At 65.6% G+C, this 13,304-nt stretch carries 11 protein-coding genes; 9 read left to right on the top strand and 2 right to left on the bottom strand.

The window, feature by feature from the left end; translation table 11 throughout:
* Nucleotides 1–706 precede the first annotated feature (706 nt).
* The gene (locus ACZ6TV_RS54615; protein ID WP_465309573.1) at nt 707–1,156 is read right to left on the bottom strand and encodes an SRPBCC family protein; all 450 of its coding nucleotides are present in this window, start codon (nt 1,154–1,156) and stop codon (nt 707–709) included.
* A gap of 515 nt (nt 1,157–1,671) precedes the next feature.
* Here ACZ6TV_RS54615 and ACZ6TV_RS54610 point away from each other — a divergent pair.
* The 9 genes from ACZ6TV_RS54610 (at nt 1,672) to ACZ6TV_RS54570 (ending at nt 12,617) form a co-directional block, all read left to right on the top strand.
* The gene (locus ACZ6TV_RS54610) at nt 1,672–2,028 is read left to right on the top strand and encodes a hypothetical protein (protein WP_465309571.1); all 357 of its coding nucleotides are present in this window, start codon (nt 1,672–1,674) and stop codon (nt 2,026–2,028) included.
* Between the two features lie 697 nt (nt 2,029–2,725).
* Nucleotides 2,726–3,949 (top strand): hypothetical protein, encoded by a 1,224-nt coding sequence (locus ACZ6TV_RS54605; RefSeq protein WP_465309569.1) that lies wholly within the window; start codon nt 2,726–2,728, stop codon nt 3,947–3,949.
* Nucleotides 3,946–5,142: a sensor histidine kinase gene (locus ACZ6TV_RS54600; protein ID WP_465309567.1), complete on the top strand. Its 1,197-nt coding sequence runs from the start codon at nt 3,946–3,948 to the stop codon at nt 5,140–5,142. Before ACZ6TV_RS54605 ends, ACZ6TV_RS54600 begins: the two co-directional genes overlap by 4 nt.
* A gap of 14 nt (nt 5,143–5,156) precedes the next feature.
* Entirely contained in the window at nt 5,157–5,600 is a 444-nt protein-coding gene (locus ACZ6TV_RS54595) for a response regulator (protein ID WP_465309565.1), read from the top strand.
* Nucleotides 5,597–7,555: a hybrid sensor histidine kinase/response regulator gene (locus ACZ6TV_RS54590; RefSeq protein ID WP_465309563.1), complete on the top strand. Its 1,959-nt coding sequence runs from the start codon at nt 5,597–5,599 to the stop codon at nt 7,553–7,555. The genes ACZ6TV_RS54595 and ACZ6TV_RS54590 overlap by 4 nt, the downstream gene beginning before the upstream one ends.
* 563 nt (nt 7,556–8,118) lie before the next feature.
* Entirely contained in the window at nt 8,119–8,925 is an 807-nt protein-coding gene (locus tag ACZ6TV_RS54585) for an SAM-dependent methyltransferase (protein WP_465309561.1), read from the top strand.
* 291 nt (nt 8,926–9,216) lie between these two features.
* Nucleotides 9,217–11,061: an EAL domain-containing protein gene (locus tag ACZ6TV_RS54580; RefSeq protein ID WP_465309559.1), complete on the top strand. Its 1,845-nt coding sequence runs from the start codon at nt 9,217–9,219 to the stop codon at nt 11,059–11,061.
* Between the two features lie 369 nt (nt 11,062–11,430).
* On the top strand, nt 11,431–11,943 hold the full coding sequence (locus tag ACZ6TV_RS54575) for a hypothetical protein (protein ID WP_465309557.1): 513 nt from the start codon (nt 11,431–11,433) through the stop codon (nt 11,941–11,943).
* 161 nt (nt 11,944–12,104) lie between these two features.
* Nucleotides 12,105–12,617: a hypothetical protein gene (locus ACZ6TV_RS54570; RefSeq protein WP_465309555.1), complete on the top strand. Its 513-nt coding sequence runs from the start codon at nt 12,105–12,107 to the stop codon at nt 12,615–12,617.
* A gap of 348 nt (nt 12,618–12,965) precedes the next feature.
* Here the strand turns inward: ACZ6TV_RS54570 and ACZ6TV_RS54565 are convergent.
* The coding region (locus tag ACZ6TV_RS54565; protein WP_465309553.1) for a DUF6131 family protein at nt 12,966–13,304 on the bottom strand (339 nt) is incomplete at its 5' end.

The raw sequence follows: 13,304 nt of genomic DNA, 5'->3' as shown, positions 1-13,304 counted from the left end.
GAACCGCCGACGAGCTTCCGTCCGCGAGCCAGCAGTTCGGTCGGGTTGCCGCCGTAGCGCCCGGCCGCGGCGGCGGCGCCGAGCAGCATCGCCGTACGCAGCTGGCGCCGCCGGCCCAGTACGTAGCCGACCATGATGGCCAGCGTCATCTGCAGTGCTCGTTTCATGATGCGACCCTCCGGGCGCTGTCGCGGGTGGTTGCGCCCTTTGAGCGGCCCTACCCGGATGTCGGACGGCAAACCAGCCCGCACCGACCCGCCCGGAATCAGCCGCACCGCAGCAGGCAGGCGGCCATGTCTCGACGATCTCTCTGGCCCCGCCCGCGGTGCCTGGACGCGCCGCGTGCGCCAGCGCAGTGGGCGAAATGGATCACGAGCCTTTCGGTGCTGCCGGGCGAGTTCGTCGGTCGAGATGCGAGAACGCTGGTTATCGGGATTCGTCATGATCCAGAGGTTGCTCGTTGAGGATCTGGTCAGGCCGCGCAGCTCTAGGTTTCGGGCGACCACCATCCTTGTCGGGTTGAACGTCGGCACCCTTATTCGCCTGCCCGTAGCCTTTCGGCGAGTTGTCCGGCGATCATGGCGGACGGGGTACCAGGCCTTCAACTCGGCCGGTTCACTGCCTTCGGCTGGTCGAGGGGCTAAAGGCAGTGAACTGGCCGAGTTGAAGGCCTGGGCCATCGCCGGCAAGTCGGTGCCGCTGCCGGTCAGTAGCTGGCTGGGACCCGTCGCCGGGCGGCGATGTCGGCCAGCCGGGACAGCATCTCGGCACTGCGCGGGCCGAGCAGCGCCGCTTGGATACGGCGCGGGATGTACTGGCCGATCCCCTCGCTGAGGTCGTACGCCAAGGTCACCCGAGTGTCAGCCCTGACTGGTTCGAGGTCCAACCGCACCGTCGCCGCGCCAAGCGGCCACGCCTGGGCGTGCAGGTCGAGCATCTGGCCCGGGACCACCGCCCGCACCCAGGTCACGTCCGTGATGTGCAGCGGCCATGGCCCGACCTGGTGGTACAGGCGGGCGCCGGCCGCGGGCCAGCCCTCCTCAACGTCCCGGATATGGGACGCGCCGACCACCCAGCTGGCGTACGTCCAGCCGTCGGCCAGGACCGCGAAGACGCGATCGGGTGAGGTGCAGACGAGCTTGCGTCGCTTGACCACTGCCCTCTCCCTTCGACGCCGGGATACGCAGCCTTCCCGGTCCTGACCGGATTAAAGGCCCGCACTGGTCAGCCGTGCGGACCCGTGGCGCCGTTGAAGAAAAACGGCATACCCGAACGGTCGAACTGGAAGGTTTGGAACCCACACGTTCACGGTCATGCGTATCGGCAAGCGCAGGGCGCCGCCCGAGGGAGGCTGCTCGCCGGCGGTGATGAGCGCTGGGCGCAATGGCCTGCCGCTGGTGCGCACAACCAAGACCTACTGCGGACGTGGCGGGGCGCGACGAGGAGGGTGGTGCGGTTGTCGAACCCGATCGTGGTGGTGCTCGCGTCGAGACGTCGGGCCAGGGAGGGGGCAACTCCGATCCTGCCGAGGACATGGCGGCGGCGTAGCAGTTCATGGACCCGGACAGGTCGGCCGAAATCGTCAGGGGCGATCCCGGTGGTGTACCGGCACACGGCGTTGCCGCACAGTTGCGCCGTGATCACGCCTGTCTCCTCCTAGCATGTGGAGTCGTGGACCACGATGGGGAATCCGTCGTCATGGCGGATCGTGAGCGTCGGCTTGCGGCACGGGAGAAGCTCGTCAGTGAGCGAGAGGCCGCAGCCGACCAACGCGAAATCGACCTTGAAAGCCGCGGCAGCGACGCAGCCATCCGCGATCAGCAGACCGCCCAGCGGGCGGCAGACCTCGACGCATGGAGCCGCACGCTGCAACAGCAGAAGGCCGAGGTCGAACAGCGCCACAAACGCGCCGATCAACGCGACGCCGACGCCGACACCCGCGCCGCCCTCGCCGACGAGCGAGAACGGCTCGCCGACCAGCGGGAGATCGACGCCGAATCGCGTCACTGGCACGATCAGGACGCCTGACAGGCAGCCCGAGCGCAACCACGTGTGGCCTAGCCTTGGAGCCGCACATGCTCTGGCGGGACTGCGCCAACTTTATCGGCATCTTTGGCGATTCAAATCAGAACCTCGTACGGTCGCGCCCGCCGCCAAACGTGGCCTTCGCTGCAGTGCGGTCGCCTTAGAGCCGCAGATTGTTGCTGACAAGTCGCTGCACCCGCTATGCACGTTGTGGTGGGGCCTCCACCTACACGGAGGAGGTTTCGACAATTGGGACGGTCCTGTGGTGCTCGCACATGCCATCGCAGTGCAGAACCGACTGATGACGTTCGGTCGTGGTGCATGGTCCAGAAGTTGAGCGCGGCAGCATGCTGGCAGGATCCGGTCGGGCAGGAGACGACGGATGCCCTCGGGCTCAACCGTGCAGAGCACATCGCATGATTGTCCGAGAGGCACGGGATCGCTACTCTGTGTGTATCGTCGAGAGGTGGGCGCGTGCGTAAACGACGGGTCTGATGGCGGGCTGGGGACAGAGGTTCCTGTAACAGCCCACGATGTCGTGCAACGAGTCGATCATTGGGTCCGATGTTCGCTCGTTGCCCTTAACCGGTCCGTCCTGATGAGGTCGGCCGCCGCCGACAGTGTGGTGGCGGGGTTCACACGCGAGGTGGGCCCGCTACTGCCGGCACCGGAGACGCTAGCACCGGTAGAGGCGCAGCGTTTGCTCGTGCTGCTGGGCCTAGTCGGCGCCAGCGCTGGACGTCACTTCCAGGAGCAGCAGGACTCGCACCGATCTGTCCCCCAGCGTGCCTTCGCATTCAACGTGGGCAGGGCGCCGACGCCGTTTCTGGCGTACTTTGCGCGGCTGGCCCGGGCGTCAGGCAGCGGGCACCCCCAGCGGGACACCTACGCATCACTGACCAGGTGGAACCTGCCATCGACGGTAGTCCGCTGGCGAGGCGCGCCGCTGGCCACCTTGCCGGGGGTTTTCGATCACGATGCGGTGCGAACGTACACCGGGGCCCAGGACGAGGTCCGGTTCTTTGAGTTGATCAAGCTGTCGGAGACGTTTGAGGCAGCCGTCAATCTCGCCCTGGCGCCGCTGAGTGCTGCAGGGACCGCAGATGACGCCGTCTATCGACTCTGTGTTGCGACCCTGCTGCTTGACGGTATGCGCCAGCTCAATCAGGAGTACGCCGCACTGCCGCCGCAGGAGGGGCTGCGCGTGGGGCACTTCATGGATGTGTTCCGGCAGTTCGCGGTGCACTGGCGGCCCGGTGATGTACCGCCGAGCGGCGCCTTGGACGCCGAAGCCATCGAACGCGATTTCCGGCTCGGCGTGAACGGGCCGGCGTACCGCCACCACGTGAAGTCCCTGTTCCCGGGCCTGCTCGAGGCAGAGCGAAACAAGCTGAGCCTCGTGATGGACATGCCCGCACTACCGCAACTGCTCCTAGATCGTTGTGGTCATCCCCGCGGTCTGCAAGAACTCAGCGATCAGCAGCTGCGTGAGGTGCTTGCTGCGTTCCCGGTACTGGCCGCGATGTTCTCACTGCTACAGGCACACGCACGAATGTCCGGCGTCCATCTGATGCTGGCAAAGAAGTTCCTGTTCACGCCGCAGCGCGGCCGGGACCGTGACGGGGTCGGCGATCCGGGCGTGGTCAGTAATCGCGAAGGCACCACCGGGATGGATGAATCTGCCCTGGAACGGCTGACCCGTCACCGTCAGCGGCATGCGCTGCAGACAATTCGCCGGATACCGGCGGCCGACCTGGAACGCCTCACCGGGCTGGCTGCCCTGCGGCGCAGCGGCCAGAACCCTGCGGCGGCGGAAACATCTGCCGCGTCCTCGGAGCGTGCGCTTTCCGTCCGTCCGCGGAGAGCGACGGACGGGTTGCAGACGTCGGCGACCCCGGCTGATCACGGCGCAGGTGCCGAGTGACCGAGGCGGACCAGACCGCACCGGTCGATGCATCGCCGCCGACCGGCCACGACCCGCGGGTCGGCCATGACCAGCTGCTGGCCCTGATCGACAACACATCAGCGGTTGTCTACATGCGAGACATTGACGGTTGCTACATGCTGGTCAACCGTGAGTATGAGCGGCTGTTCGGTGTGCGTCGCGAGGACGTGATCGGCCGAACCGACCACGCGTTGTTCCCTGGGGACATTGCTGATGCGTTCCGGGCCAACGACCTCAACGCGATCCGGTACGGCCGTCCTGTGCAGATGGAGGAAGTCGCGCCCGCCGAGGACGGACAGCACACCTACGTGACGGTCAAGTTTCCGCTGCTGGACGACGCCGGCAAACCATATGCCGTGTGCGGTATCTCGACGGACATCACGCAGCGTAAACGCGCCGAGGAACAGGTGCGCGACCTCAACGCAACCCTCGAGCGGCGGGTCCTACAACGCACAATCGAGCTGCAGGCCTCGACGCAGGAGTTGGACGCGTTCGCCTATTCGGTGTCACACGACCTTCGCGCGCCGCTGCGCTCGCTCGACGGATACTGCCAGCTGCTCCTGGAGGACTACAGCGATGCCCTCGACGAGCAAGGACGCGAATACCTGCAACGACTCCAGGCGAACACGACCCGGATGGGCCAGATGATCGACGACCTCTTGCACCTGTCCCGGGCAACCAGGGCGGAACTGCGGCGAGAGCACGTCGACGTCACCGCCATCGCCGCTTCCGTCGTGGGCGAGCTTCGAGCCGCCGACTCCGAACGGCGCGTCACCGTCGAGATCGAGCCAGACCTAGCTGCGAACGGCGACGCCGACCTTGTGAGGCTCGCCGTCCAGAACCTGCTGGCCAACGCCTGGAAGTTCACCGCGAAACAGCCGGAGGCGACGATCATTGTCGAGGCCGACCCGGATACCGCGGCGTTCGTCGTCCGCGACAACGGCGCCGGCTTCGACATGCGGTTCGCAAGCAAGCTGTTCGAACCGTTCCAACGCCTGCACACCACAGCAGAGTTCGACGGCAGCGGCATCGGACTAGCGATCGTCTATCGGATCGTGACCCGTCACGGCGGACGAGTATGGGCAGAGGGAGCTGTCGGCCAAGGCGCGGCATTTCGCTTCACGCTGGCGGGCGACGGCGCGACTACTACGAGAGCCTCGGAGGAACCGTGACAGAGCCTCGCAATGTGCAGCAGCACGGTCCGATCCTCCTCGTCGAGGACAACCCTGACGACGTCCGCTTCACCAAGCGGGCGTTCACCAAGAACAACATCACCAATCCGATCATCGTGGCGGTCGACGGCGCCGAGGCCTTGGACATGCTGCTTCCGCCCGATGGAGTCAATCCCTTACGTCCCGCGCTGATCCTGCTGGACATGAAGCTGCCGAAGTACGACGGCCTTGAGGTTCTGCGCCGGCTACGGTCTGACCCCGCGACCGACACGCTCCCCGTCGTGGTGCTCACCACCTCCAACGAGGAGAAAGACATCGTCGAAAGCTACCGGCTCGGCGCGAACAGCTTCGTCCGTAAGCCGGTCATCTTCAGCGACTTCGTCACCGCGACCAACGTGCTCGGCATGTACTGGCTGCTCATCAACGAACCCACGCCCATGAGACCGGGCAGTCGATGAAGGACGATCCGATCCGGCTCCTGATCATCGAAGATCACGAGGAGGATGCGCTCCTGGCACTGTCGCTGCTGCGGCGCGGCGGCATCGACGTGACATCTGTCGATGTCGTCGCGAGCGAGGCAGAGCTGCACGCAGCGCTACATCGGTCCGTCCCCGACGTCGTGATCTCCGACTACAACCTCCCGGCACTCACCGCCGAGCAAGCGATGCAGGACGTGCGCGCCGCTGGTTGCGACGCACCGTTCATCCTGGTCTCCGGACAGGTGGGTGACGAGAACGCCGCTGCGATGATGAAAGCCGGCGCCAGCGACTTCATCCTCAAGGATCGCCTGAGCCGCCTCGTCCCCGCCGTTGAACGTGAGCTGCGAGACGCACACGAACGACGGCAGCGCCGAGCCGCCGAAGCTGCGCTGCGTGACAGCGAGCAACGGTTCCGCCTGCTCGTCGAGCACGCCGTCGACACGGTATTCCGGATCAGTCTGCAGCCGCATTACAGCATCGACTACATCAGCCCGGCGATCGAGGCGATCACCGGCCACACGGCGCAGCAACTCCAGACCCGCCCTTCAATCCTGCTCGACCAGATCCTTCCGGACGATCGGATCGCTCTCCGCGCCTCATGGCAACGGCCAGGTCCCATCACCGTCACCATCGGGCTTATCCACCGAGACGGCCGCGAGCTGCGGGTCGAACAACGCGGATCTGTCGTGGTGGACCACCTCCGTCGACCGGTCGCCGTAGAAGGGGTACTGCGAGACGTGACAGAGCAGCACCATGCCGAAATCGAACGACAACGCCTCGATCGGCAGCTCCGACAGTCCGAACGCCTCGATTCGCTCGGGCATCTCGCCGGCGGCATCGCTCATGACTTCAACAACGTCCTCGCCGTGATCAGCGCGTACTCCGCCGATGTCGCCGCACAACTGGGTGCCGGCCATCCCTGTCTGGCTGATATCGAGCGCATCGGCCAGGCTGCACAACGTGCCACCGATCTGACCCGGCAGCTGCTGATCTTCAGCAGGCTGGAGCCTGTACATCAGCAGACCCTCGCCATCAACGACGTCATCGGCGCGATCGAACACCTGCTTCGACGCACGATCGGCGAGGACGTGACCTTCACCTGTCACCTCGCCACCGCTCTACCTGCGGTCGTCATCGACCGCAGCAGACTCGAGCAGATCGTGCTCAACCTGGTGGTCAATGCGAGGGCCGCCATGCCCGACGGCGGGGAACTGCGGATCACGACCGCCCATGTCTCCAGCTCGACCGGTCTCGGTCATGTCACCCTGTCCGTGTCGGACACCGGCTGCGGTATGCCCCCAGAAGTCGCGCGTCGTGCCTTCGAACCGTTCTTCACCACGAAAGGCCCGGGCAAAGGCACCGGACTCGGCCTCGCCACCGCCTACGGCGCCGTCTCGGCCGCGCACGGCACCATCGACATCGACAGCGCCGTCGGACACGGCACCACAGTCACCGTCACACTTCCCGCGCACGCCGTGCAAACCAACGACCATCCCGTCCAGGGCGTCGAGCCGGCACCGGCCGTCGTCGACGACGCGCGTCACCTGCTGATCGTCGAGGACGACACAGAGGTCCGCGACGTCATCGTCCGAATGCTCACCCGGGCCGGCTACCGCGTCACCGCCCCGCGAGACGCCGAGTCGGCGCTGCGACTCTGCACCGACCTGCGGCTCACGTTCGACGGACTCGTCACCGACGTCATCATGCCTGACCTGACCGGCCCGCAACTCGCAGCGGAGGTCCGCAAGGCAAGACCAGGAATACCAGTACTCTACATATCAGGCTATACTGCCGGAAATCTGCCCGGCGGCCGCGTCTTGAGCAAAGACACACCGCTGCTGCACAAGCCATTTACCGCCATCGAACTCCGCGAAGCCGTCGCCGCTCTCTTCACCGCGCATTCACAGGGCGGCGTGGCGGCAACGCCGCGTTGAACGAGTTTCTTGGTGACCATCCACCGCCGACAGGCGGTATCCGGCTGACCGCGCATCGGCGCAGGATGACTGGGTTGAGATCACTGGCGCGGTGTCATTCCGCTCGCACGAGGACGACGACGACACCGTTGTTCGGCAGCACCGCCACCGACCAACGCCATCCGCCCACTCCACCGAGACATACGCGTGCGTGCATCGGTCCCGCACGCCGGGCAGCACCATGACGCCTACCTTCGGCTTTCGCCAGCGGCGCGCTCATCGCCAACAGCGCACCGCTGCGGATCTGAACCATCGCTGCACGGCTTGCAACGGCGTTGCCGACGAGGACAGGGCGAAGCGGCCTGCGGACCCTATGCAGCAACGCCTTCCGGCGGAACCTGAACAGATCGCTCAATCGCCCGTTCTCGAACACCGATGGCGTGCGGTAACAGCCATGCCGCGACATCAGTCCGGCGTTGAAACACGCGCATCCTGCCAGGCCTGCTGGCCCAGCCGCTGCGTCTTGAGGGGCGAACTGGCGTGTGCAACGCTGAGGTGTGGGATGGTCTGAGGAGGGGTCGACGGTGTTGCCGGAATGGGTGCCTGATGGCGTTGACATCACCACGCCGAACGCAGCACGGGTCTATGACTATGCGCTCGGCGGGTTCCACAACTTCGAGGTCGACCGGCGGTTCGCCGAGGAGGCGGAACTCGCCTGGCCAGGCGTCACCAAACTCGCGCACGACAACCGCGCCTTCCTGGGTCGGGCTGTGCGATGGCTGGTCGACAGCGGAATCCGGCAGTTCTTGGACATCGGCTCGGGTATCCCGACGCTGGGTAACGTGCACGAGGTAGCGCAGGCGGCGGCCGCAGATGCGCGGGTCGTGTACGTCGACATCGACCCAGTCGCTGTCGCGCACAGCCAACGGATCCTCGCCGGCAACCAGTACGCAACCGCCGTCCAGGGCGATCTGCGGAGACCACAGGACATCCTCGCCCACCCCGCAGTGACTGACCTGATCGACTTCTCCACGCCGGTTGGCGTACTGATGGTCGCGGTGCTGCATTTTATCGGTGACCCCGACAAGCCTGCGCGCATTCTGCAGGACTTCGCCGACGCCACCGTGGTGGGCAGTTACATCGCCGTCTCACATGCAGCGCCCGCCGACAACAGTGCCGGGCAAGAAAATGTGCGACGGCTCTACCAGCGGACACCGACGTCACTGCACGTGCGAACCCCCGCAGAGGTGGTTCGCCTGCTCGCCGCGTGGCAGGTGCTGGATCCTGGGCTGGTCCCGGTCAGCGACTGGCACCCGGACCCGGAGGACGCGGACGATCCCGCCCAACGGTCGGCGATCGGTGGTATCGCTCGCAAATCCAGCGCCGGTTGAGGTCCAGAGCACCCCGCCCAAATCTCGAGCACGGCGTTCCTACAGCCGGGCGCAGCGAAGCATCGTTCACCCGTTTGGTGGACAAGAGGTCGCGCAACATCGATAGCGGCTCATACTGGTCGTTCGGAGGACTTTGCCGACTTCCAGTCCGCCACGGAATGGAAGGGCATACATGCGGCAGCCGACAGCGGTCACCGCCAAAGCCAAGCCCCACGCGAGAGCCAAGCCCCACGCGAGGCGTTGCTCGCCGCCAGCGCCGGGCAACTCCCCGGTCCACCCCAGCCCGAGGTCGTGTCCGGAGGCAAGCCGGACACGTCGCAAGCCGTGACGGACACTCAGCCAGGCTCTCAAGCCGACCCGCTGCGGGAACCCGCCCACAAGCCGTTCCAGACCGCTGCAGCCAGCGGATTGGCGGCGTTCGCGGCAGCATGGGAGCGAAGCTTGCCGAGGACGAACTTCGTGCCCGGTGGGCGGGCACGCCGCATCCAAGTGCTTCAGACGTTGACCCGGCAGATGCTCACGGCAGTGGCCAGACCTACGGCCGACCCGCAAGCAGGATTCCTCGTCGGCCGCGACCTCGTCCGCCACGGCATGTCCGACCCACAGATCATGGCGGCGAGCATGCGCGTGCTGCGGCTCCAACTGCTGACCGCCTTCCAAATCACCGGACAGGACCCCGCCGATCGGATCCCCGAGCTGATCGACCAGTTGGCGCTGGGATTCACCACGACGCTGCAGGACCTTGTCCGCCGCGCGGCCGAGGACGTCGGCCGCGACGAACGCGAGGCTTGGCGCACCCATCAGCACCACCTGCAGCACCAGGTTCGGCAGGCGTTGCTGCGCGACACGCTGACCGGCCTGCCGAACCGGGCAGCGTTCACCGCCTACCTCGACGTCGTCATCACCGGTAAACCGACAGCTCGCGTCGGTGTATGCCTGCTCAACATCCAACGGTTCAGCGCCATCAACAACACGTTCGGCACCACCACAGCCGACCAACTCCTGCAACTCACCGCACATCGACTCCGCGGCCTTGCCAGCGAACGGGATTACTATCTCGCCCACCTCGGCGCCGATACCTTCGCCCTGGTTATCGAGGACACGGCCGGACCGGATGACGCCATCAAGGCCGCCGACGCCGCCCTACCGCTGTTACGCAGCCCCTTCCGGATCGACGGACACGATCTCTCCGTCACCGCAACAGTCGGCATCGTGGAACGCCCCGCCAACCAAAGCAGCCCCAGCGACCTTTTCCGCGCCGCAGAGATGGCGTTGACCTGGGTGAGGCACGACAACCCAGCAACGTCATGGACACTGTTCGAACCAGCACGGGAAGCGCTCGACATCCGACGCAACCGGCTCACCCACGCCCTGCCCGGAGCCATGCGACGTGGCGAGTTCATCCTCGCCTACCAACCCATCATCCGGCTGCGTGACAACACCATCGTCGGGATGCACGCCCTACCGCGCTGGACCCACCCCGATATCGGCCAGATCCCCGCCGGCGAGTTCCTGGATCTCGCCGAACGCACCGGACTCCTCGTTCCGCTCGCCTCCCGCCTGCTGCACACTTCCTGCGCTCGGGCCGCGACGTGGCAAAGCAGCCCGGAACCACCGATGCTCAGCGTCGACTGCACCCTCACCCAGCTTCGTGACCCAGGCATACTCACGACCGTCGCCGCGGCATTGGACATTAGCGGGTTGCCGCCCAACCGGCTTCAAATCGCGGTCGAGCAGGACGCGTTGCACGACCCAAGCGACGACATCGCCTTCACACTCGACGGACTAGCCCGCACCGGCATCCACATCGCTGTCAATAACACCGGTGGCCCCGCCCACCTCGCCGAGTCACCGGTCAGCACCGTCATCCTCGACCCACGCCTCCTCGACGGTGTCGACGTCTACCTGCCGACCTACACCTCCAGCGCCACCACACTCGCCTGGATCATCGAAATGTTCCACGACCTCGCTCGCACCGTCACCGCCACCGACGTAAACAGCCGTGACCAACTTGAAGCCCTCAACGACCTCGGCTGCGACACCGCCCGCGGCAACTACCTCGCCCACCCCATGGCAGGCGAAGCTGCCGATCAGCTCTTCAACCCCAGAAACCGGCCACCTCCCGCACGAAGGTGAAGCGTGAGCGTGCCGGTTACCGTGCAGCTTGTCGAACTCGCTGAGCCGGCCGGGGTGCCCGGCGACCGTGCCCCAACTCACGCCGGACCAACGGACGGAATCGACACCGGACCGAACTCGCCGAAGGCGAAGACCGGTCCAGGAACCTTGTCGTGGCTACGTCAATTCGGGCGCGCTCGCCGCAGCGGGTGGATGGCCTCCACAGCACCACCCGTCTCATCATCGCGATGGCAGTGGTTGCTCACGAAATGGGCCCCTGTAAACGTTCGTTCGTCCGAATAGTAGAGGTTTCGGCAGCTTGTGCTTAAGAGCTGCGGAATCAGGTATAGCGCAGGATCGCCGTGACGAACTCGAACGGGAGCACACGCCATGAGCATTGCCATGCCCACTACTTTGCTGAACTCGCTGACGGAGGCCGAGTTTCTGCTCGTGCGCGAGACCGAGCCGGACCAGCTCGCGGACCTGGACGAGGACGGCCTGCTGGAGTTGCATGCGAGGGTGCGCCGAGCCCGGAACAAGTTCAGCAAGTCATACCGCCGGGAAGCCAGTGCGAACGTGGTCACGCACGGGTCGCGCGGTAAATCTCGGCCGAAAAACACCCGGAACAGGCAGAAGGCAGAAGTTTTTGAAGGAGCGCTAGGCCGGGTGAGCAGGGCGCTGGCCATTGCCGCTAAGCAGAGAGCTACCGAGCTGAGGGCTGAACGGCTGGAGGCAGCAAGAGCAGGTCGCAATACCGCACCACCCAAAGCGAGACCGACGATGTCACCAATGACGCCGCAACGATCACAACGGGCACCCGCACAGACGCCCGCGCTGCGCAAGCGTCACAGCGCCACAAGAGCGGTGGGTGCCAGGAGACAAGCCAAACGTGACAATCAATAGGCGCGTGTAGTCGGGTTACCGGTGACGCACCTCAGGAGCGAGCAGCCACCGCAGCGGGACACGCGCGCCGTTCGCTTCGGTCAAGGAACACCGCCCACCCTGAGCGCCGGACCCGGGCAATCGAGGTGACGCACCGCCTAGCGCGGCGTTGCCGCTTCGCAATGCAATATCGAACCTGCCTCGTCCTACTATGTGGAGTCGTGGACCGCGATGGGGAATCCGTCGTCATGGCGGATCGTGAGCGTCGGCTTGCGGCACGGGAGAAGCTCGTCAGTGAGCGAGAGGCCGCAGCCGACCAACGCGAAATCGACCTTGAAAGCCGCGGCAGCGACGCAGCCATCCGCGATCAGCAGACCGCCCAGCGGGCGGCAGACCTCGACGCATGGAGCCGCACGCTGCAACAGCAGAAGGCCGAGGTCGAACAGCGCCACAAACGCGCCGATCAACGCGACGCCGACGCCGACACCCGCGCCGCCCTCGCCGACGAGCGAGAACGGCTCGCGGATCAACGAGAACGGCTCGCCGACCAGCGGGAGCAGCTCGCAGACGAACGGGAACGGCTCGCAAACGAACGAGAGCGCTGCGCCGATATGCGGGAACACCTCGCCGACCAGCGGGATCGAGCCATCGGCCAGCGGGAGATCGACGCCGAGTTGCGCTGCTGGGACGATTAGTACGCCAGATGCCGGCCCGAACACACCGCCCAGACCGTGGCCCTTGATGGCGATCACTGACGTTTGGTTCCAGTTTGAGGTGCAGACGTATCTGGAACGAGGCAGTGGTCCCGGCAGGGGCCATCGAGCAGCCGAACCGGGCTCCGCTCCCCGTTCCGTGGCCTCATGCCCCCGGCCTCATAAAACGCTGACGGAACAACATCCGGCGTGTTCAGCACATGCTGTACATCCGGCGTCGCGCCGTATCAAGGCGGCTGTATGCCAGTCCAGCGGTCGCAGCCGTGATCCGACGGCAGCCAGCATGCCCGGCTGGAGATGCCCGGCCGGAGCGTGAGTGCTGTCGCTCGGCTACCAGTAATGTCGCCGCCCGGCGACGGGCCGCCCGACTGAACCGAGGATGAACAACACAGCACCGATCACGAGCAAGATCACACCGATCGTCGTGAGGATGGTGATGTGGAGGAACCATCCGAGCAGCAGCAGGATAATACCGAGGATGAACATGTTGCCTCCGCTCAAGGAGTAGAACCGGGCTACTACCCGTGTTCCCACGGATAACCCATCGCGGTCGTCTCGTTTCACCGACGGCCTCTTGTCGCCGATTTTTGAAATTTGACCCCTTTTGGGTTCGGGAATTTTGACCCCTCCAGGGCAGGTCAGTTGTGGTTGGCGCGGTTGTCCTTGAGG

Source organism: Dactylosporangium sp. NPDC051087 (assembly GCF_055586325.1).
The sequence above is the reverse complement of the archived record's forward strand: the minus strand, read 5'-3'. Positions and strand labels throughout refer to the sequence as shown.

Coding starts and splice junctions, on each gene's coding strand:
- ACZ6TV_RS54590 (WP_465309563.1), top strand. CDS start 5,597: ATGAAGGACGATCCGATCCGGCTCCTGATCATCGAAGATCACGAGGAG.
- ACZ6TV_RS54575 (WP_465309557.1), top strand. CDS start 11,431: ATGAGCATTGCCATGCCCACTACTTTGCTGAACTCGCTGACGGAGGCC.
- ACZ6TV_RS54570 (WP_465309555.1), top strand. CDS start 12,105: ATGCAATATCGAACCTGCCTCGTCCTACTATGTGGAGTCGTGGACCGC.